The organism is Plantibacter sp. CFBP 8804 (genome assembly GCF_014841225.1).
In the GTDB taxonomy this organism is placed as follows: Bacteria; Actinomycetota; Actinomycetes; order Actinomycetales; family Microbacteriaceae; genus Plantibacter; species Plantibacter auratus.
The window spans coordinates 96,247-116,689 of the sequence record NZ_JACYTU010000003.1 but is presented as its reverse complement, the minus strand read 5'-3'; the positions used below and the strand labels follow the sequence as shown (position 1 = coordinate 116,689).

18 protein-coding genes and 1 tRNA gene are annotated in these 20,443 nt (G+C 69.5%); 10 read left to right on the top strand and 9 right to left on the bottom strand.

From position 1 onward, the window contains the following. Positions 1–176: 176 nt before the first annotated feature. The 3 genes from IFU11_RS08640 (at position 177) to IFU11_RS08630 (ending at position 6,416) form a co-directional block, all read left to right on the top strand. On the top strand, positions 177–5,078 hold the full coding sequence (locus IFU11_RS08640) for an ExeM/NucH family extracellular endonuclease (RefSeq protein ID WP_192018687.1): 4,902 nt from the start codon (positions 177–179) through the stop codon (positions 5,076–5,078). A gap of 120 nt (positions 5,079–5,198) precedes the next feature. Beyond that, on the top strand, positions 5,199–5,864 hold the full coding sequence (locus IFU11_RS08635) for a hypothetical protein (protein WP_137242227.1): 666 nt from the start codon (positions 5,199–5,201) through the stop codon (positions 5,862–5,864). Positions 5,865–6,008: 144 nt separating this feature from the next. Next, complete coding sequence (locus IFU11_RS08630; protein ID WP_137242226.1) at positions 6,009–6,416, top strand: SseB family protein; 408 nt, start codon at positions 6,009–6,011, stop codon at positions 6,414–6,416. Between the two features lie 339 nt (positions 6,417–6,755). On the opposite strand, the gene radA is transcribed toward IFU11_RS08630, so the two are convergent. Continuing rightward, positions 6,756–8,132 carry a DNA repair protein RadA gene (radA, locus tag IFU11_RS08625; RefSeq protein WP_192018686.1) on the bottom strand — a complete coding sequence of 459 codons (1,377 nt, stop codon included), beginning with the start codon at positions 8,130–8,132 and terminating at the stop codon, positions 6,756–6,758. A gap of 109 nt (positions 8,133–8,241) precedes the next feature. Here radA and IFU11_RS08620 point away from each other — a divergent pair. Continuing rightward, positions 8,242–8,331 (top strand) — tRNA-Ser (locus tag IFU11_RS08620). Positions 8,332–8,473: 142 nt separating this feature from the next. Here the strand turns inward: IFU11_RS08620 and IFU11_RS20530 are convergent. From IFU11_RS20530 to IFU11_RS08610, 3 genes are all read right to left on the bottom strand, one after another. Continuing rightward, the gene (locus IFU11_RS20530; RefSeq protein WP_255528001.1) at positions 8,474–8,608 is read right to left on the bottom strand and encodes a hypothetical protein; all 135 of its coding nucleotides are present in this window, start codon (positions 8,606–8,608) and stop codon (positions 8,474–8,476) included. A gap of 389 nt (positions 8,609–8,997) precedes the next feature. Beyond that, the gene (locus IFU11_RS08615) at positions 8,998–9,354 is read right to left on the bottom strand and encodes a hypothetical protein (RefSeq protein WP_137242224.1); all 357 of its coding nucleotides are present in this window, start codon (positions 9,352–9,354) and stop codon (positions 8,998–9,000) included. Continuing rightward, complete coding sequence (locus IFU11_RS08610; protein WP_137242223.1) at positions 9,347–9,607, bottom strand: hypothetical protein; 261 nt, start codon at positions 9,605–9,607, stop codon at positions 9,347–9,349. The genes IFU11_RS08615 and IFU11_RS08610 overlap by 8 nt, the downstream gene beginning before the upstream one ends. A gap of 182 nt (positions 9,608–9,789) precedes the next feature. On the opposite strand from IFU11_RS08610, the gene IFU11_RS08605 reads away from it, so the two are divergent. From IFU11_RS08605 to IFU11_RS08595, 3 genes are read left to right on the top strand one after another with little or no spacing between them, the layout of a single operon-like run. Further along, positions 9,790–10,755: a nuclear transport factor 2 family protein gene (locus IFU11_RS08605; RefSeq protein ID WP_192018685.1), complete on the top strand. Its 966-nt coding sequence runs from the start codon at positions 9,790–9,792 to the stop codon at positions 10,753–10,755. Between the two features lie 40 nt (positions 10,756–10,795). After that, the gene (locus IFU11_RS08600; protein WP_199862232.1) at positions 10,796–11,164 is read left to right on the top strand and encodes a nucleotide pyrophosphohydrolase; all 369 of its coding nucleotides are present in this window, start codon (positions 10,796–10,798) and stop codon (positions 11,162–11,164) included. 9 nt (positions 11,165–11,173) lie between these two features. After that, positions 11,174–11,434: a DUF1653 domain-containing protein gene (locus IFU11_RS08595; RefSeq protein WP_192018684.1), complete on the top strand. Its 261-nt coding sequence runs from the start codon at positions 11,174–11,176 to the stop codon at positions 11,432–11,434. A gap of 30 nt (positions 11,435–11,464) precedes the next feature. Here IFU11_RS08595 and IFU11_RS08590 read toward each other — a convergent pair whose 3' ends face one another. Then, positions 11,465–11,770: a DUF7882 family protein gene (locus IFU11_RS08590; protein ID WP_192018683.1), complete on the bottom strand. Its 306-nt coding sequence runs from the start codon at positions 11,768–11,770 to the stop codon at positions 11,465–11,467. A 71-nt stretch (positions 11,771–11,841) separates the two neighbouring features. On the opposite strand from IFU11_RS08590, the gene IFU11_RS08585 reads away from it, so the two are divergent. Together IFU11_RS08585 and IFU11_RS08580 are read left to right on the top strand one after the other, a co-directional pair. Beyond that, the gene (locus tag IFU11_RS08585) at positions 11,842–12,192 is read left to right on the top strand and encodes a DUF6804 family protein (protein WP_124768760.1); all 351 of its coding nucleotides are present in this window, start codon (positions 11,842–11,844) and stop codon (positions 12,190–12,192) included. 56 nt (positions 12,193–12,248) lie between these two features. Next, positions 12,249–13,532 (top strand): FAD-binding protein, encoded by a 1,284-nt coding sequence (locus IFU11_RS08580; RefSeq protein ID WP_192018682.1) that lies wholly within the window; start codon positions 12,249–12,251, stop codon positions 13,530–13,532. 200 nt (positions 13,533–13,732) lie between these two features. Here IFU11_RS08580 and IFU11_RS08575 read toward each other — a convergent pair whose 3' ends face one another. From IFU11_RS08575 to IFU11_RS08560, 4 genes are all read right to left on the bottom strand, one after another. Then, positions 13,733–14,395 carry a pentapeptide repeat-containing protein gene (locus tag IFU11_RS08575; RefSeq protein WP_192018681.1) on the bottom strand — a complete coding sequence of 221 codons (663 nt, stop codon included), beginning with the start codon at positions 14,393–14,395 and terminating at the stop codon, positions 13,733–13,735. 82 nt (positions 14,396–14,477) lie between these two features. Beyond that, on the bottom strand, positions 14,478–14,783 hold the full coding sequence (locus IFU11_RS08570; RefSeq protein ID WP_192018680.1) for a hypothetical protein: 306 nt from the start codon (positions 14,781–14,783) through the stop codon (positions 14,478–14,480). Positions 14,784–14,792: 9 nt separating this feature from the next. Then, positions 14,793–15,044, bottom strand: coding sequence for a putative acetyltransferase (locus IFU11_RS08565; RefSeq protein WP_191941260.1), 252 nt, complete (start codon positions 15,042–15,044; stop codon positions 14,793–14,795). Positions 15,045–15,078: 34 nt separating this feature from the next. Next, positions 15,079–16,572, bottom strand: coding sequence for an SDR family NAD(P)-dependent oxidoreductase (locus IFU11_RS08560; RefSeq protein ID WP_192018679.1), 1,494 nt, complete (start codon positions 16,570–16,572; stop codon positions 15,079–15,081). A gap of 193 nt (positions 16,573–16,765) precedes the next feature. Between IFU11_RS08560 and IFU11_RS08555 the strand changes: the two genes are divergently transcribed. Further along, a complete protein-coding gene (locus IFU11_RS08555) occupies positions 16,766–20,389 on the top strand; it encodes a DEAD/DEAH box helicase (protein ID WP_192018678.1) in 3,624 nt (1,207 codons plus the stop codon). The last annotated feature ends 54 nt before the right edge of the window (positions 20,390–20,443 follow it).

The window sequence follows — 20,443 nt, the reverse complement described above, 5'->3', positions numbered from 1 at the left end:
CAACGCGAAGCCCGTGCTCAGATGAGCAGGCCCGGATTTACGTGCCGTTCACATTCGCGGTGGTCTTCCGTCACGCATGTCGGTTAGCTTGTGAGGCACTACCCATCGTCTGTGCCTCGAATGGGGGGTGCGTTGTCGCGCGCTCCGAACGAGGACGGCCCTCGATTCGGAGCCACATGTCGTTCAAACACCCGTGGAGGCTGTCCGCCTTCGCCGCCCTTGCCGGGCTCGTCGCCGCACCCCTCGTGGCGACACCAGCCGTCGCCTCGACCGACGGCCTCGGCGTCGTCATCAACGAGGCCTACCTCTCGGGCGGGAGCGCGAATGCGCCCTACCTGAACAAGTTCGTCGAGCTCTACAACCCGAGCGACGCGGCAGTCGACGTCAGCGGCTGGTCGGTCCAGTACCGCTCGTCGACCAGCACCGCGGCGTCGTCGACGACGGTTCCGCTCACCGGGAAGATCGCGGCCGGCGGCTACTTCCTCGTCTCGGGCAGCAGCAACGGCGCGGTCGGCGCGGCTCTGCCGACACCCGACGTGGCCAGCGAGCTGAACGCGTCGGGCTCCAAGGGCACGATCGCCCTCGTCGCCTCGACCTCCCCAGTGACCCTCACGGCCGGCTCCGTCGTCGGCGACCCCGCCGTCGTCGACCTCCTCGGCTACGGCACGTCGAACACCTTCGAGACCGCCGTGTCGCCCGCCCCATCAGCGAACAACGTGCCGCAGTCGATCGTGCGCACCGCCTTCGCCGACACCGACAGCAACGCCGCCGACTTCACGCTCAGCGACACGGTCACGCCGCAGAACAGCGCTGGCGACACCCCGGTCGACCCCGAGCCCACACCGGAGCCGACCCCTGAACCCACCGACCCGACCACCCCGGTCGAGCCCGGCACGGCGACGATCGCGGAGATCCAGGGCACCGGCGCCGCGAGCACGATGGTCGGCCAGACGGTCACCACCACGGGCTTCGTCACCGCGAGCTTCCCGACCGGCGGCTTCAACGGCTACTACCTGCAGACCGCGGGCACCGGTGGAGCGATCGACCCCGCGACGCACCTCGCGTCCGACGGTGTCTTCGTCTACTCGCCGGCCACCGTCGGCTCCGTCACCGTCGGCCAGTACCTGCAGGTCACCGGCGTCGTGGACGAGTACTACGGCCTGACTCAGCTGAAGGTCACGGACGCGGCCGCCGTCACGGCACTCGATGCCACCGGCGTCACCGCACCGACCGCCGCGAGTGCCGCCTTCCCGGCGACCGACGAGGAGCGCGAACGCCTCGAGGGCATGCTGCTCGACCCCGCCGGCGACTACACGGTCACCGACAACTACAGCACGAACCGCTACGGCGAGATCGCGCTCGCGGCATCGACGACGCCGTTCGTCACGCCGACGGTCCTCGGCAAGCCCGGTTCCGCTGAGGCTCTCGCAGCCGCGGCACGGGTCCCGGCGGAGAAGGTCGTCCTCGACGACGGCGCGACCGTCGACTTCTCGAAGGCGGAGAACACCGGCACCCCGCTGCCGTACCTCTCGACCACCGCGCCCGTCCGGGTCGGTGCCGCCGTCGACTTCACCGCTCCGGTCGTCTTCGACTTCCGCAACAGCAACTGGAAGTTCCAGCCCACGCAGCAGCTGACCGGTGCCAACACGGCGACCGTGCAGCCGGCCACGTTCGAGAACACGCGCTCCACCTCGCCTCGCGGTGTCGGTGGTGACGTGTCCCTCGCGACCTTCAACGTCCTCAACTACTTCGCCACCACCGGCGACTCCCGCACCGGGTGCACCTTCTACACCGACCGTCAGGGCGGCAAGACCACGGTGAACAACTCCGACGCCGCCGGTTGCGGTGTCCGAGGTGCGGCGACGGCCGAGAGCCTCGCTCGCCAGCAGGCGAAGATCGTCTCGGCGATCAACGCCCTGGACGCCGATGTCGTCTCGCTCGAGGAGATCCAGAACTCCGCCTCGATCGGCCTCGACCGCGACGACGCCCTCACGACGCTGACCGCGGCGCTCAACGCCGATGCCGGCGAGGGCACCTGGACGTTCGTCCCGTCGCCCGCGAAGGTCCCCGCGGACGAGGACGTCATCCGCACGGCCTTCATCTACAAGTCCGCCACCGTCGAGACCGTCGGTGAATCGCGCATCCTGCTCGACTCGCCCGCCTTCGACAACGCCCGTGAGCCCGACGCGCAGGCGTTCAAGCCCAAGGGTGCGGACGACGCCGCGACGTTCCTGGTGATCGCCAACCACTTCAAGTCGAAGAGCACCTCGGCAGCAGCCACCGGTGACAACGCCAACACCGGTCAGGGCGCCTTCACCGGCGACCGCACGCGTCAGGCCAAGGCCCTCGTGACCTTCGCGGACACGGTCTCGAAGGACGTCGGCACGAAGAAGGTCTTCCTCGTCGGTGACTTCAACTCCTACGACGCCGAGGACCCGCTGGACGTGCTCCGCGACGCCGGCTACATCAGCCAGGAGGCCAAGACCGGCGAGTACACCTACGCGTACGAAGGCGCGGTCGGGTCCCTCGACCACATCTTCGCTTCGCCGGAGGCCGACCAGAGCGTCACCGGTGCGGACGTGTGGAACATCAACTCCGTCGAGTCGATCGCCCTCGAGTACTCCCGATACAACGCGAACGTGACCGACTTCAACGTGCCGGACATGTTCCGTTCGAGCGACCACGACCCCGTGATCGTCGGCATCAGCGCCGACGCGAGCGCGTCCGCGACCGTCAACCTGCTCAACATCAACGACTTCCACGGTCGGATCGACGCCAACACGACGAAGTTCGCGGGCACGATCGAGCAGCTCAAGGCGATGTTCGCGCCCGACCAGACGGCGTTCATCTCCGCTGGTGACAACATCGGTGCCTCGCTCTTCGCCTCCTCGTCGCAGCAGGACCAGCCGACGATCGACGTGCTCAACGCACTCGGACTGAAGGCGTCCGCGGTGGGCAACCACGAGTTCGACCAGGGCTACGGCGACCTCGTCGACCGTGTCATGGCCGACGGGAAGAACGCGGCCTGGCCGTACCTCGGGGCCAACGTGTACGAGAAGGGCACGAAGAAGCCCGCGCTCAAGGAGTACACGATCCTCGACATCGACGGGGTGAAGGTCGCCGTCGTCGGTGCCATCACCCAGGAGACGCCGACGCTCGTGTCGCCCGCCGGCATCGCGGACCTCGACTTCGGGGACCCGGTCGAGGCTGTGAACCGCGTCGCGGCGCAGCTGACCGACGGCGACGAGTCCAACGGTGAGGCGGACGTCATCGTCGCCGAGTACCACGAGGGTGCCGGAGCCGGCACGCCGGACGGCGCGACCCTCGAGCAGGAGCTCGCCCAGGAGAGCGCCTTCACCGAGATCGTGACCACGACGAGCGCGGACGTCGACGCCATCTTCACCGGCCACACGCACAAGCAGTACGCGTGGGACGCTCCGATCCCCGGCGTGACCGGCAAGACCCGTCCGGTGCTCCAGACCGGCAGCTACGGCGAGTTCATCGGTCAGATCACGCTGACCGTCGACCGCGCGTCGGGTGACGTCACCGCCTACACGGCGAAGAACGTCGCACGCACCACGGTGGCCGAGGCCGACCTGGTCAAGCAGTTCCCGGCGGTCGCGACGGTCAAGACGATCACCGACAAGGCCCTCGCGGTCGCGGCGGAGATCGGCAACCAGAAGATCGGTGAGGCGAAGGCCGACATCACCCGCGCGTTCAACAACGGGGTGAAGGACGACCGCGGCGCCGAGTCGACGCTCGGTGCGCTCGTCGCCGACTCGCTCCGCGCCTCGCTCTCGAGTGCCGACCGGGGCGGAGCCGACATCGGCATCGTCAACCCGGGTGGCATGCGTGAGGAGATCCTCGCGGGCGACATCACGTACGCCGAGGCGAACGCGGTGCTGCCGTTCCTCAACAACCTGTGGACGACCTCGCTCACGGGTGCACAGTTCAAGACCGTGCTCGAGCAGCAGTGGCAGCTCGACGCGGCCGGGAACGTGCCGTCCCGTCCGTACCTGCAGCTCGGACTGTCGTCGAACGTGCAGTACACGTTCGACCCTACGAAGGCCCAGGGACAGCGCATCACGAGCATCACGGTGAACGGTGCGCCGATCGACCCGAGCAAGAGCTACCGGATCGGCTCCTTCAGCTTCCTGCTGCAGGGTGGCGACAACTTCCGTGAGTTCGCGAACGGCACGGACACGCGCGACTCCGGTCTCGTCGACCGCGACGCGTGGATCGCCTACCTGACGGCGAACAGCCCGGTGTCCCCGGACTTCGCCCGCCAGAGCGTGCAGGTCACGAACGCGCCGACCGCAGCGGTCGCCGCTGGGAAGACGGTCTCGTTCGACGTCGCGAAGCTCGACCTCACCTCGACCGGCAGCCCGGTGAACACCTCGCTGGCGATCGAACTCAACGGCTCGCCGATCGGGACGGTCCCGGTCACCGCGGGGGCCGCGACAGTGTCCTTCACCGTCCCGGCGGGTACCGCTGACGGCGCGGCGACGGTACGCCTCACGGCACTCGAGTCGGGGACGACGCTGACGGTGCCGCTCACGGTCGCGACGCCGCCGGTGGTCACGCCGCCGACGCCCGCACCGGAGTCCGCGCTCATCCAGGCGCTCAAGGACCTGATCAAGGCGATCACCGACTTCATCATCGGCAAGCTCGCCACGATCCACGTCGGCAAGGAGTACGCCGGCACCTGGGTCAGCGTCTGGCTGCACTCCGACCCGATCCTCGTCAGCGACGGCCTCGTGCAGGTCGACGCGGATGGCAACGTGCAGGTCACGGTTCCTGAGGACGCCCCGGTCGGTGCCCACCGCCTCGTCGTCCAGGATGCCGACGGCAACGTCATCGGCTGGCAGGACATCGTCGTGCAGGCTGCGGCGGTCGACCCCGGCACCCAGCCCGGTGCGGGCGGCGGGACCGGTTCGGGTACGGCCGGCGGAAGCCAGGACGGAAGCCTGAGCAAGACCGGTGCCGAGCCGTGGGGGAACGCGGCGCTCGCCGCTCTGCTCCTCGTCGGTGGTCTCGCGCTCGTGATCGCCCGTCGTCGCTCGGCGCAGCAGCTCTAGGCGCTCGCACCACCCAGCACCACCCAGCATCATCCCGATGCCCCGTCATCGGTCGGACCACGGTCCGCACCGACGGCGGGGCATCGGGCGTTTCCGCGCCACTGCACTTAATCTGTGAGCATGTCGAGCCTCACGAATCCCCGCGGACCGGAGCGGCCCGCCGTCTACTGGCGACGCAGGTTGATCGTGTTCGGCGTCCTGCTCGCCGTCATCGTCCTGGTCATCGTGCTCATCGTCCGGCTCGCGTCGGGTCCGGGCACCGAGAACACCGCCGCGAAGACGACCCCGACGCCCACCGCGACCCCCGCGCCGACGCCGGCTCCTGAGGCGTCGACGACCGCACCGATCGATGAGGCCGCGACCACCGACCCCGGTTCGGCGGCCGCGTGCACCGCCGACCAGATCCGCGTCGAGGCGGTCGTGAACGGGACGAGCTTCGCGGCGGACGAACTCCCGCAGCTTTCGCTGAGCGTGACGAACACCGGTTCGGCCGCGTGCACGATGAACGCCGGCACAAGTCAGCAGGTCTTCACGGTGTCGAGCGGTGAGGAGCCGTACTGGACGTCGACCGACTGCCAGACGGCACCGAGTGACCAGCAGGTGCTCCTCGAGCCGGGGAAGACGGTCTCGTCGAACCCCCCGATCACCTGGGACCGCACGCGGTCGGCGCCCGACACCTGCGACCAGCCGCGCGACCCGGTGCCCGCCGGTGGCGCCTCGTACCACCTGAACACGTCGATCGGTGGCTTCGCCTCCGCCGACAGCGCGCAGTTCCTGCTCAACTGACGAAACCTGCTTGCTGAGCCGCTCCGGTCACTGAGCCACTCCGGTCACCGAGCCGCCCCGGTCACTGAGCCGCTCCCTCCCCGGTCACTGAGCCTGTCGAAGTGCTCGACCCGCAGCCCCGCACCGGCCTGCGACAATGGACGCATGGCGAAGCAGAAGCGACCCGAGTTCCGTTCCGAGCCTTTGGCCGCGGCCCTCACCGCCGGCGACATGGTGGCCGTGGCACTCGCGTTGCGGAACGGCCGGTTCGTCGTCCCGCTCATGAAGCCGGGCAACCCCGACAAGCCGACAGAGACCGGTGAGGTCTGGATGTTCCGTCAGCCCGAGACCGCGAGGCTCGCGCTGCTCCTCTTCTCCGACGCGAAGAACAAGCCGGCCGCCCTGCCTCCCTACGTCGGCCTGCACGACGGCACCTGGCTGGCGAGCTTCCTCCGCACCTACGGCGACGACATCGAGACGGTGCTGTTCGACGTCGCCGGTCCACACTCGCTGCAGGCGTCGCCGGAGGAACTGCTGCGGGTGCTCGAGCTCGAGGCGCCGGCCGCCGAATAGCCCGACCCCGACCGCAAGTCCTGCTCTCGGCGGCGTCCGCGGTTCACAACTCCTGCAGGTCGTCGTCGGGAGGCCGAGGGGTCGCGGTTCGAAGCCTGTGCGGCTCATGCAGCAGGAGTTGTGCGCGGAACGCCCGGGATGCCGGTTGACCGGTGCGGTGACGAGTCCTCGCGCCGGTCGCGGTCGGCGGATGTCCCCTGTTGGAGCATCCCGGTTCACAACTCCTGCGACTCCCGCGTCGGAACGGACGCCGGTCTCGTCCGCGGGGCATACGAGACCGATTTGCAGGAGTTGTGAGCAGACTCCCGCACCGACGTGCGTGCGGCGGCGCGAGGCAGCTCAGAAGGCGGCGTCGAGCTCGCGTTCGCGTCGGGCGGGGCGTGCTGCCTCGGCTGCGGTCTTCGCGATGCCCAGCACCGACTTGAGGTCGTTGCTGACATCGGAGTTGAGCAGCAGCTTGTAGCCGAGGCGGTTGCCCTCCGAGCCGCGCTGCTTCGCGACACTCACCGGACGCACTTCGCCGCTGAGGCTGATCTCGCCGTAGGCCGCGAGGTCGCGGGGGAGGGCCAAGTCGCGGATGACGGAGACCAGGGCGAGGGCGATCGCGAGGTCGGCCGCCGGTTCGCTGATCTTCACGCCGCCGACGGTCGAGATGTAGACGTCGTGGTCGGTGAGGTCGTAGGAGTAGCGGCCGTGCAACACGGCGAGGATCATCGCGACACGTGAGGGGTCGACGCCGTTGGTGACCCGGCGGGGGTTCGGTGCCTGCGTCTTGTTGATGAGCGCCTGGACCTCGACGGGGAGCGCGCGGCGACCCTCCATGACGATGGTGACGCAGGTGCCGGCCACGGGCTCGTTCTGGCTGAGGAAGAGGGCGCTCGGGTCGGGGACCTCGGCGATGCCGTCGCCGACCATCTCGAAGCAGCCGACCTCGTCGGTGGCGCCGAAGCGGTTCTTCTGCGCGCGGAGGAAGCGGAGCGCGGTGTGGCGGTCGCCCTCGAACTGGCAGACGACGTCGACGAGGTGTTCGAGGAGCCGGGGGCCGGCGATCGAGCCGTCTTTCGTGACATGGCCGACGAGCAGGATCGGGAGGTCGCGTTCCTTGGCGATGCGGGTGAGGACGGCTGAGACTTCGCGGACCTGGCCGGGTTGCCCGGCGAGGCCGTCGGACTGCGAGGAGGAGACGGTCTGGACGGAGTCGACGATGAGGAGCTTGGGCTGCACCTGGTCGATGTGGCCGAGGATGGTGGCGAGGTCGGTCTCGGAGGCGAGGTAGAGGTCGTCGTGGAGGGCCCCGGTGCGTTCGGCGCGGAGGCGGACCTGGCTGACCGACTCCTCGGCGCTGACGTAGAGGACGCGGGCGCCGGTCTTCGCCGCGCGCGACGCGACCTCGAGGAGCAGGGTCGACTTGCCGACGCCCGGCTCACCGGAGAGGAGGATCGCGGCGCCGGGGACGATGCCGCCGCCGAGCACCCGGTCGAACTCGGCGATGCCGCTCGACCAGCGTGGTGCCTCGTCGGCGCTTGCCTGCGTGATGGGGCGTGCGGCGCGTTCGTCCGTGGCGCGGATCGGGGTCAGCTTGCCGAGGACACCGGTGGGAGCCGAGGCTTCGACGACCGTGCCCCACTGCTGGCATTCGCCGCATCGACCGGCCCATTTGGCGGTGGTCCAGCCGCATTCGGTGCAGCGGAATGCGGGGGAGGGTGCCTTGGCCATGCGGCCAGCCTAAGCGCGGCCGCCGACACCGCCGGCCCTCCGCGCCGCCTGTGGATGACCGGCATCGCTCAATTCGCGTCGGGGCTCGTCTTCTATTACACTCGACCCCGGTACCGTGTCCGAGCGGCCGAAGGTGCAACTCTCGAAAAGTTGTGTGCTTGAAAGAGCACCGTGGGTTCAAATCCCACCGGTACCGCCATGAAGAAGCCCCCTCCATCCCCGAGCAACACCGGGACGGAGGGGGCTTCTTATCTTTCGAGGCCGCACATTCCGTGTGTGACGACCTGCTCCCGAGATCTTGCGGCGCGGCGGGGTAGTGCTGCTCCGAGCGACTCGACATGTCACACCAAACCTGCCGTGTTCACCGCAATCCACACGACTAGTGCCACCAACACGATCACGGCAACCCACGCGACGATTTTCGCTGGACGGCTCGCTTTCTCCTTCGGAACACCCGGCGGCGTGCGATCGTTCATCACTTCTCCTTCCGCAGCAGGAACCCGATCGGTCCAATCGCTCCCGGACGGGTCGCGTTCACCGGCTCCCACCCACGGTCAACGAGTTCAGGTAGTTCACGGTTCGCCGCATCTTCCTCCGACTCACCCCTGAACCGTTGCCCCGACGGCAGGGATATGTACCAGAACTCGTAAGACCTGGGGCGAGCTTAGCCAGGCGCAGCGAGCGAAAATGTGCACACCTGAGACGCTCTTCGATCGTTTCCGATTTCCGACGGTTATGAGGCCGCTGGGATGGAGGGGCTTTCGTCGATGTGCCGCCCGTAACGGGGGGCCCGCGACGATACCAACAGCCAAGGTCGCGAATAGCAGTTCGCGGTCGTCTCGCCGTCGGGGCGTTACGAGTCGCGCTACATCTGCCCACCCGAAACCCCAGCGGTCCTCTGTGAGAGCCGTGCCAGAGCCCAGTACCCGGCAAGGAGCACGAGTGCTGTGATGACAGCCGGTGCGCCAGCGACCAGGCCGAGGTACGCCATCACGAGACCTCCGTCGATGGAGGGAGCCGTCAGTTCATCCGATGAAGGGTCGATCTGCGCCAGAAACGGCCCACCGAACAGCACGATGAGGGCCCCGAGCAGGTAGACACAGACGATGGTGACGAGGACCCCGACGCTGACCCGTTTGCTTCCCGCTAGGAATTGCAGTGCCGACCAGATCGCGAGGACGCTGCAGATGGGGATCAGGACCAGGAGCCATGACTCAGTCATGGTGAGTTTTCTCCGAGTCCAGGGCAGGATCGCTGGACCGGATCGCATCCGCGGCCTCGCTCGTGGTGAAGCCCTCATCAAGCAATTGCGCTCGGAGCTCGGCGTCGGCGCGCGCCACCTTGCCCTGCGGCCGTCGGCGGCGCATCCGCACGTACTGGGTGCCTAGCGCGAGGACGAGGAAGAGCACGAGCCCGGCGAGCAGGAGTCCGAGCGCGAGCAGCAGCCCGCCACCCACGTCTTGAATCAGGCCCACGATGCACCCCCCCCCGGATGTCACGGTCGTTGCACCCAGGGTAGAGAACGGATCGAACGGATGCGAGCTGCGAGAGGAGACTGTGGGAAGTCTCCATTGCTGTCGAACTGAAAAACACCGATTCCCAGCGAAGCCCAGGGACACCTCACCTGAGGTTCAGAACGCCGTCGCACAGTGAATCCATGACCAGATCACGCGCCCTCGTCGTCCCCCTCGTCCGCACCGTCGCCGTCCTCGCCGGCGTCTCGCTCCTAGCGGGGTGCCAGGCCACCTCGGCAGCCGTGCCCGATCCGTCGTCCTCGGTCTCGACGGCGCGGAAGGGAAGTGCCGACGGCGGCTCGACGGGCGACCGTAGCGACTCGAGGACCGAGCAGAAGAACCTCGCCGCCGTGCTCAAGCTCTACACCGACGCCTTCCCTGACCCCGCCTCCTCGAAAGCGGTGGCCACGACCGACAAGCTGGTCGCGGCCGACGCCGTCGCGCACGGTTCCGGGCAGAAGTCCGGTCCGAGCGGCGTCCTCGCCGAGTTCACCGCCGACCGGACGCGGGTCCCCGGGGCGCAGGCGGTCGTCAAGCACACCGCGGCCGACGGCGACCTCGTCGCCGTGCACTACCAGGTCGCCTCCGACCCGGCCGACGAACGGACAGGCGAGGCCGCTGTCGACCTGTTCCGGGTGCGGGACGGCGCCGTCGTGGAGCGCTGGGCGTTCGATCAGCCGATCGCGACCGGGACGCCCGCGAGTGGGAACACCAACACGATGTTCAGCGACCTCTACAGCCCGGCGAAGCCCGCGGTCGCGCCGTCGGAGTCGCAGGAGGAGCAGAACCGGACGTTCGCGGTGAGCGCGTACAACACGCTGTTCCGCGACCAGGACGTCTCGATCCTCGACAAAGCGTTCGACCCCGCCTACCTCCAGCACAACCCGGTCGCACCGAACGGAACGGCGGCGCTCAAGTCCTTCTTCTCGGGTTCCGCGACCTTCCCGCCGCAGGAGTCGGTCATCTCGCTGAGCGACGGCGACCTCGTGTGGACGTTCTCACAGAGCGTTGGAGCGAAGGCCGACGACCCGGTTCTGGCGGCGGACATCTTCCGGGTCGACGACAAGCTCATCCGCGAGCACTGGGACGTGGTGCCGACCGCCGGGTGAGTGCCTGGGATCCTCGTTGCGCGCTGACTAGGCTCTGGGGATGACTCAGGACTTCGCAACGCTGAACGCCCACGCCATGGAGGTCGCCGCCGCCTACGACGATCTCAGCACGAAGCGGATCGGACGTCCGTGGACGAACCAGGAGGTCGCCCTCGGCTTCGTCGGCGACGTCGGTGACCTGGCCAAGATCGTGATGACGCTCGAAGGGACGCGTCGCATCGACGGCATCGGACTCGAACAGCTCGAGCACGAACTGTGTGATGCCGTCTGGTCGTGTCTCGTGCTCGCCGACCGGTTCGGCATCGACATCGGCGAGGCGTTTCCCCGCCAGATGCAGGGTCTGGTGCAGCACGTGTCCGAGCTCCGCGCCGACGAGGAGAGCACTGACTCCGCGACGCCCGCTGGTTAGAATCGCGGCATGAGCGACGACAGCACGGCCAGCACCGACGACGGCGAGTCCTTCGGCGTCGAGCCCGGCACCTACCGGCACTTCAAGGGCGCGCGGTATGAGGTCATCGGCGTCGGACGCCACAGCGAGACCGAGGAGCCGTACGTCTTCTATCGGACGACCACGACCCCGCCGACGTCGTGGGTGCGACCGCTCGCGATGTTCGTCGAGCCCGTCTCGCGCGACGGCTACGAGGGACCGCGCTTCGCCCGCGTCGAGGACGCCGACTGACCGGTCATCATCGGGTGTGGGCGGTCCTGATCATGCGGTCGTCGTGCCGGGTTCGGGCGTCAGGATCATGCCACCCGGGGTGTAGGAGGAGTCGAGCAGGGCGCGGACCCACGCCTGGTTGACCGAGGGCTCCGGCTGCGCGAACCGGAACTGCAGCGGGACGTCGCTCGTGATCCAGAGGCTCACCCGTCCACCGCCGTCCACAGCCCCCTTCGTCCATTCGACGAAGAAGGACTCCCGACGACGCAGCTTGTTGCCGATCGCCGCCCGGAGGTGGGCGAGCACGCGGTCGTCGAAGTCGTAGTGACTTCCGGCACCGTAGATGAGAACCCCCATGCAGCGATTGTGCCGCATCGGCCCCGCCGCACCGCTCGGCGACGCCCCGCCGCTCCACGTAAACTCGTGGGATGCCGAGTCCGACCCCCGCACCCGCACCCTTCGCCCTTCGCCCGGCGCTCATCCCGGGCATCATGGGTGCGGTCGCGCTCATGCTCGGGCTCGCACTGCTCGAACTCGACGCCTTCACGATCGTGTTGTTCGTGGTGAGCATCCTCGCGCTCATCATGGCCGTGTTCGCCTGGCAGGCCAAGCAGCCGCTCTGGATGATCCCGACGCTGCTCGTCGCGATCGTGTGGAACCCGGTCCTCCCGCTCCCGTTCAGCGGCATCCCTTGGATCATCGCGCAGTTCCTCGGCGCGGTCGTGCTCGTCTCCGTCGGCATCCTGCTCGAGAACAAGCACGCCGCCCCGCCCGCCTGATCGGAAATGTTTCGGGAACGCCTGCGGGTCGTCCCGGCTCTGGCAAGCTTGCGCTCATGACGCTTGAACGCAACTGGGCCGGTACACACACCTTCGCAGCGCCGCGGATCGTGAACGCCACGTCGATCGACGAGGTCCGCGCACTCGTCGCGGAGGCCGCCAGGACCGGCACGCGCGTCCGCGCCCTCGGCACCCGACACTCGTTCACCGACCTCGCCGACTCCGACGGCACGCTCATCACGGTGCTCGACATCCCCGCCGACCCGGTGTTCGACGAGGCCGCCGGCTCGGTGACGATCGGAGCCGGGACCCGCTACGGGATCGCCGCCGCCTGGCTCGCCGAACAGGGCCTCGCCTTCCACAACATGGGCTCGCTCCCGCACATCTCCATCGGCGGCGCGATCGCGACCGGCACCCACGGATCCGGCAACGACAACGGCATCCTGTCCTCAGCGGTGAGCGGCCTCGAGTACGTCGACGCCACGGGCGAACTCGTCCACGTCCGTCGCGGGGACCCCGGCTTCGACGGCCTCGTCGTCGGACTCGGCGCGTTCGGCATCGTGGTGCGCGTGACGGTCGACGTGCAGCCCGCCTACCGCGTGCGCCAGGACGTCTACCGTGACGTCCAGTGGGACGCCGTCCTCGCCGACTTCGAGGGCGTCACCGGTGGTGCCTACAGCGTGAGCATCTTCACGAACTGGCTCGGCGACACCGTCGAGCAGATCTGGTGGAAGACCCGCCTGGCCGCTGGCAACGACGAGCTGCCCGTGGTCCCGGAGTCGTGGCTCGGCGTGCAGCGGGACTCTCTGACCGCCGGCAACCTCGTCGAGACGGACCCCGACAACCTCACGCTGCAGGGTGGTGTCCCCGGCGACTGGTGGGAGCGACTGCCGCACTTCCGGCTCGAGTCGACGCCGAGCAACGGCGACGAGATCCAGACCGAGTACTTCATCGACCGCGCGGACGGACCCGCCGCGATCACGGCCCTGCGCGCGCTCGGCGACCGCATCGCCCCGCTGCTGCTCGTGACCGAACTGCGCACGGCCGCGCCCGACAAGCTCTGGCTGAGCGGTGCGTACCACCGGGAGATGCTCGCCGTGCACTTCACCTGGCGCAACCTGCCCGAGGAGGTCCGGGCCGTGCTGCCCGCGATCGAGGAGGCGCTCGCCCCCTTCGCCGCCCGCCCGCACTGGGGCAAGCTCAACCTGCTGACGGCCGAGCGCATCGCCGAGGTCGTGCCGCGGCTCGCCGACGCGCGGGACCTCTTCGAGGAGTTGGACCCGGCCGGGACCTTCTCGAACGCACACCTGGAGCGCATCGGGGTCCGTCTGCCCCGGTAGCGGGTGTCGATGGCTCGGGTGCCAGCGCGGTGCGCTGGCGTGAGCGCGGGTCATCGGGCGGCAGCGCGGTGCGCTGGCGCGAGCGCTGGGGAACCGGCGTGGGCGCGGGGCACACGCGTGAGCGCGGGTCTCCGGAGACCCGCGCTCACGCGCCAGACCCGCGGTGACGTCAGCGCACCGCGCTGGCGCAACCCCGGAGGTCAGTCTTCGACTCGGATGCCGAACTGCTCGGCGAACATCGCCGCGAGCTCGCCGACCTGGAACGGGGTCATCGTCGCACCCCGAAGGTGCTCGATGCCGGCGATGCGCCGCAGCTCGAGCGTCCGGAGGTCGACGTCGGTGAGCCTCGCCCGCGTGACGTCGAGACTGTTGAGGGCGCAGTCGACGAACCGCACCCGGGTGGCCGTCGCATCGGCGAGGTCGAGTTCGTCGATCGTGCAGTCCTCGAACAGGACGTCCTGCAGCACAGCACCCCGCAGGTTGACGAACCCGAGCTTGCAACCGGTGACCCGCACCGACTGCCAGTTCGCGTCATAGCAGTCGGCGGAACCGACCCGTGACCCCTCCAGTTCGACGTCGCGCAGCCGACTCCGTGGGGCGAGGAGGATGGGCGCGTCCCACCGCTCGAGCCGGGAGTCGAGGAACGACGCCGCCCGGAAGTCGGTCTGGTCGGCTCGAACACCCGCGAGCAAGGACTCGGAGATCGTGATGCCCGAGAGGTCGCGGTGCGACAGGTCGAGGTCGGCGAACCGCAGGCCTTCGACGCTGTCGTGCGCGTCGAGGGCGCCCTCGTCTCCGTCGGTCAATCCGATGAGACGGACGGGGTCGAGCCGTGGTGCCGTCGTTCCGGTGCGTTTCGCCATGCCGTGTTCTCCCGATGCCCGTGCGTGAAGGGGCGATCCGGCCAGCCTAGGGGCGGCCGCCGACGGGCTTCCGAGCCACCGCTCAGCTCGCTGTGAACCGACCGGGGAGGAACGGCAGGAGCGGGGCGCGGTAGACGAGCGACGTGTCGACGCCAGCGGTCAACGTGGTCCGGGCCGCGCCGTACCGCCAGACCCGGTTGAAGAGGAAGACCTCGAAGGAGACGTCCGTCCCGCCGACCTGCCAGCTCCCCGTGCCCCACTGCGCCGGCTGGCCGCGCCCGTCGAACACCACCGTCGGACGCTGGAAAGCGCCGTACCAGGGACGTCGGAGTGTCACTTCGACGCGATGCTGCGTCGGCGACGGGTCCTGGGTGGCTTCGCTGCTCATCGGCCCAGCCTAGGGCGAGCGGCGGCGTTCCCGTGGTGCCGGTGCCGGCGGGACGGGCTTCGCCGCGATGACGTCGGTGTCGGCGATCTCGACCGGTCCGCGCTTGGTCTCGACCGTGCAGCCCGTGTCCGACCGCTCGACGAGCTCGCCGAGGGCATCGGTCGCACCCGCCTCGGCGCCCTCGGGCAGTGCGAAGCGCACGACGACCCGCGAACCGAACGATGCCTCCCGGAGGAAGCGGACGGCCGCCGGACCGATCATCGCCGGGTCCTCGACCACGACCGCGAGTCGAACCTCACCAGGAGCTCGGGCGGTAGTCCTTGAGGAAGACGCCGAAGAGGTTCTCGCCGGCCTCGCCGCGGACGATCGGGTCGTACACCCGTGCCGCGCCGTCGACGAGGTCGAGCGGGGCGTGGAAGCCCTCCTCCGCCAGCCGCACCTTGGTCGGGTGCGGGCGCTCGTCGGTGATCCAGCCGGTGTCGACGCTCGTCATGAGGATGCCGTCGGTCTCGAACATCTCCCGCGCGCTCGTCCGGGTGAGCATGTTCAGCGCGGCCTTCGCCATGTTCGTGTGCGGGTGGCCTGGACCCTTGTACCCGCGACCGAAGACGCCCTCCATCGCGGAGACGTTGACCACGTAGGTGCGCGGGAAGTCGGATGCCGCCATCGAGGCACGCAGCCGGCTGATGAGGATGAACGGCGCGGTCGCGTTCGCCAGCTGGACCTCGAGCATCTCGATGGGCTGGACCTGGTCGACGTTCTGCACCCAGCTGTTGCTGTGGTCGACGTCGGGCACGAGTCCACCGGCGTCGATCGCGGTGCCGGCGGCGAGGCGTTCGAGCGAGGACGACCCGGCCGTCATGGCGGCCTCGGTGAGGGCGTCGGCCTTGGCGGCCGCAGCGGCGAGGATCGGGTGGGCGGACACCGACGCCGCGAGCGACAGCGGGTGTGCGTCGTTCGTGTGGCCGAAGGTGACGAGCTCGGGCAGTGGGCCGTCGGGCAGCGGGGCGAGCTCCGCGTCGACGAGCGGCTGGTACGCGCCCTTCGTGCGGCGGACCGTCTGCGCGGCGTTGTTGATGAGGATGTCGAGCGGGCCCTGCTCGGCCACGGAGTGGGCGAGAGCGATGACCTGGGCCGGGTCGCGGAGGTCGATGCCGACGACGCGAAGCCGGTGCAGCCACTCGGCGCTGTCGGGGAGCGCGCTGAAGCGGCGGACGGCGTCGCGTGGGAACCGCGTCGTGATGGTGGTGTGGGCGCCGTCGCGCAGGAGTCGCAGCGCGATGTACATGCCGATCTTCGCGCGGCCGCCGGTGAGGAGGGCGCGCTTGCCGGTGAGGTCGGTGCGGGCGTCGCGCTTCGCGTGGCTCATCGCCGCGCACTGCGGGCAGAGCTGGTGGTAGAAGGCGTCGACCGTCGTGTAGGGCTGCTTGCAGATGTAGCAGTTGCGCGGCACCAGCAGCTCGCCGGCGGTCGGAGCCGTCGTGGTGGTGGCGAGCGGGATGCCTCGCGTCTCGTCGTCGATGCGGTCGGGGGCGCCCGTCGCGGTGGCGGCGATCACGGCGCGGTCGGCGTCGGCGATCCGAGCCCGACGGTCGAGTCGACGCTCCTTCTTGACCGCCTTGAACATCTTGGCGGTGGCGCGGCGCACCTGCAGGTAGTCGGGGTGCTCCTCGTCCATCGTCGCCATGGTCTGGAGGACGCGCAGCGTGACCTCGAGATCGGTGGGATCGATGCCCGCGTCGTCGCCGGGAGCGTGGTTCGCAGGCTCGTCGTGGGGGAGAGAGGTCATTGCTTCATTCTACGAGCCGCCGGACGTGCCTCGGTCGGTGCTGTGGTCAGCGCGGGGCGCTGGACCGACCGCGACCCACAGGCGTGAGCGCGCCCCTCCGGAGGGGCGCGCTCACGCGGGAGACCCGCGCTCGCGTCAGCGCACCGCGCTGGCCCGAGGGAAGGGTGTCCGTCGTGCGTGAGACCATGGGGCGATGACTCCCGAGCCCGCACCACTGGTCGACGTGGCCGACCTCGTCCGGCTCGTCGGGCGGGTGGCGTTCGACCGCGGCCGGGTCTACGCGAGGGACGGCCGGGTCACCGCCGCCGACTGGGACCCCGACAAGCGTCGGCTCCATGGGATCGTCGAAGGCTCCACCGACGTCCCGTACGCCTGCATCGTCGACCTCGGCGACGACACCGGCGGGTTCGCACGGATCGAAGGCAGCGCGTGCTCCTGCCCGCTCCGCGGTGACTGCAAGCACATCGTCGCCACCCTGCTGCACAGCAACGCGGCCCACCTCCGGGCCGAAGGTCGCTCCGACCGGTGGGTGGCCCCACAGCGGCCGCCTTCGGTGAAGGAGGCGTCCTGGCGTTCCGACCGGCGTTGGACCGCACCCATCAACGACCCCGCGCTCGACGAACCGGCCGAGCACCAGCCGATGTACGCCCTCGACGAGCTCGACGACCTTCCCGCCTCCTGGCGTCCGGAGGCGGAACGACGAGCAGCACAGTGGACCCCGAGTCCGCAAACGCCGCCGGCGCCGCCCAGCTGGCGGAACCGACTCGACTCCCTCGCCGGCGACGCCGGTCGCGCCACGGCACCGACCGCCATGGGCCTGCAGTTCGAGGTCCGCGAGAGCACCCCGCGCACCGCCGAACGCTGGCGCGGACCGACCTCCCGCACGGCCGACGGCCCGCCCGAGCCGCGGCACCCCCGCCGGATCGCCGTCCGACCCGTCGTCAAGAAGGCCGGCGGCGGGTTCGTGAAGTCGACGATCTCGTGGACCTCGTTCACGCACCAGGGCCACCGGCTGTCGCTCGATCCGGCGCACCAGCAGTGGTTCACGCAGTTCCAGGCGCTCCTGCGTGCCACCCGTCCGCCGGCCGGTGCCTACGCCGGTGCCGGCGACTCGGACTGGCTCGTCCTCGACGACTTCGGCAGCCCCGTCCTCTGGCATCTGTTCGAGGAGGCGGCCCAACTCGGGATCGAACTCGTCGGCACGCGCAAGGGCACGGTCACCCTCGGCACCGCAGCCGCCATCCGGCTGGACGCCGCGCACGACGACGAGGGCGTGGTCCTCCGATCCGTCGTGACGATCGACGGCACCGACGTCGACGCGGCCACGAGCGGAGCCCTGGGCGACCACGGGCTCTACCACTACACGCTCGAACCCCAGCAGGCGATCGTGCTCGCGCCCCTCGCCGAACCGCTGACGGACGAGGCCCGCGGACTCCTCGGACCGGGCGAGCCCGTCGTCGTCCCCGAAGCCGAGGTGGCGGAGTTCCTCGAGCACTACGTCCCACGACTCCGCCGCAGCATCTCGCTGAGTTCGACGGACGGCACCGTGGCCCTGCCCGAGATCGTGCCGCCGGTCCTCGTCCTCACGGCCTCGTTCGAACCGAAGCAGACGCTGCGCCTCGCCTGGTTCTGGCAGTACGCGCCGGCGCAGCGCGTGCCGATCGGTGGCGGCACCCCGGCGCTCGCCGCAGGACGACCGCTCGTGTCGACGGTGCCGCACGGCGTGCCGACCGACGCCGCCACCGGAGGTCCCGCTGCCGAGGTCCTCCGCGACGAACGCTCGGAGCGGGCCATCCTCGACCGGGTCGGTGCCGCCATCGCCGCCGCAGCGGAACCGGAACGCCGGGCACTCGCCGCGGGCTCGTTCGACGAGCTCACGACCCCTGGCGTCTGGCCGCCCAGGCCGCAGGTCCTGACGGAGTTCGACGCGGCACTCGTCACCGAGCGCACCCTGCCCGTGCTCGAATCGCTCGACGACGTCCTCGTCGAGGTGTCCGGCGACCGCCCTGAGTACCGGGAACTCACGGGCACGCCCCACATCTCGGTCACCACGGTGGAGACGGAGCAACGCGACTGGTTCGACCTCGGGATCGTCATCCACATCGGCGAGTACAGCGTCCCCTTCGAGCCCCTCTTCAAGGCCCTCTCGAAGGGGCGCACGAAGCTGCTCATGGTCGACCACACCTACCTCTCGCTCGAGCACCCCGCCTTCGACCGCCTGCGCGAGCTGCTCACCGAGGCGGCCGCGCTCAAGGAGTGGGAGACGAAGCCGAGCATCAGCCGTTACCAGGCGAGCCTCTGGGCCGACTTCGAAGACCTCGCCGACGAGACCGAGCAGGCCGTCTCCTGGCGCGAGGCCGCAGCCGGACTCAACGCGATCGAAGCGGTCCCCGACACCCCGCTGCCGTCGGGACTCCACGCCGACCTCCGGCCCTACCAGGTCGAGGGCTTCCGCTGGCTCGCGTTCCTCTGGCAGCACGGACTCGGCGGCATCCTGGCCGACGACATGGGCCTCGGCAAGACGCTGCAGACCCTCGCCCTCGTCGCCCACGCGCGCGAGACCACCGGGACCACGGCACCGCCGTTCCTCGTGGTCGCCCCGACGTCGGTCGTCTCCAACTGGGTCGCCGAGGCCGCGCGTTTCGTGCCCGACCTCGTCGTCCGCAGCATCGCGACCACGCAGGCGAAGGGCAGCGCGTCGATCGCGGACCTCGCGACGGGCGCCGACATCGTGGTCACCAGTTACGCGCTGTTCCGGCTCGACGCACCGGCGTACCAGGCGGTCGAGTGGTCGGGGCTCATCCTCGACGAGGCGCAGTTCGTGAAGAACCACCGCGCCAAGCTGCACGAGTGCGCCGTCGACCTCCGGGCACCGTTCAAGCTCGCGATCACCGGCACGCCCATCGAGAACACCCTCATGGAGCTCTGGTCACTGCTGTCGATCGTCGCACCGGGCCTGTTCGCCTCGGCGCCGCGCTTCACCGAGCACTACGTCAAGCCGATCGGCAAGGGCCTCGACTCGAGTCGGTTGCAGACCCTGCGCCGACGTATCCGACCGCTGCTCATGCGCCGCACCAAGGAGATGGTCGCGCCCGAACTGCCGCCGAAGCAGGAACAGGTGCTGCGCATCGAGCTCGCGCCGGCCCACCGCAAGCTCTACGACCTCGTCCTCCAGCGCGAACGGCAGAAACTCCTCGGACTCGTCGACGACCTCGACCGCAACCGGTTCATCGTGTTCCGCTCACTCACCCTGCTGCGAATGCTGAGCCTCGACGCGAGTCTCATCGACGCCGAGGAGCACGCGGGCATCCCCTCGAGCAAGCTCGACGCACTCCTCGAGCAGCTCGATGACGTCGTCGCCGAGGGCCACCGGGCGCTCATCTTCAGCCAGTTCACGAGCTTCCTCGGCACCGCCGCTCGTCGGCTGGAGGAGCAGGGCATCGCGTACGAGTACCTCGACGGGTCCACCCGTCGTCGGGGTGAGGTCATCGACCGCTTCCGCACCGGTGACGCGCCCGTCTTCCTCATCAGCCTGAAGGCCGGCGGGTTCGGCCTCAACCTGACCGAGGCGGACTACGTCTTCCTGCTCGACCCGTGGTGGAACCCTGCCGCGGAGGCGCAGGCCATCGACCGCACGCACCGCATCGGCCAGACGGAGAACGTCATGGTCTACCGGCTGGTCGCCGCCGACACCATCGAGGAGAAGGTGATGGCGCTCCAGGCGAAGAAGTCTGAGCTCTTCGCCGCGGTCCTCGACGACGATGCGGTGTTCAGTCAGGCGCTCACCGCGGAGGACATCCGGGGCCTGCTCGAATAGTCTCCCGGCACCCACGACAGCCGTCGGGGTGGGGCCGGTCGAGCGACCGATAGC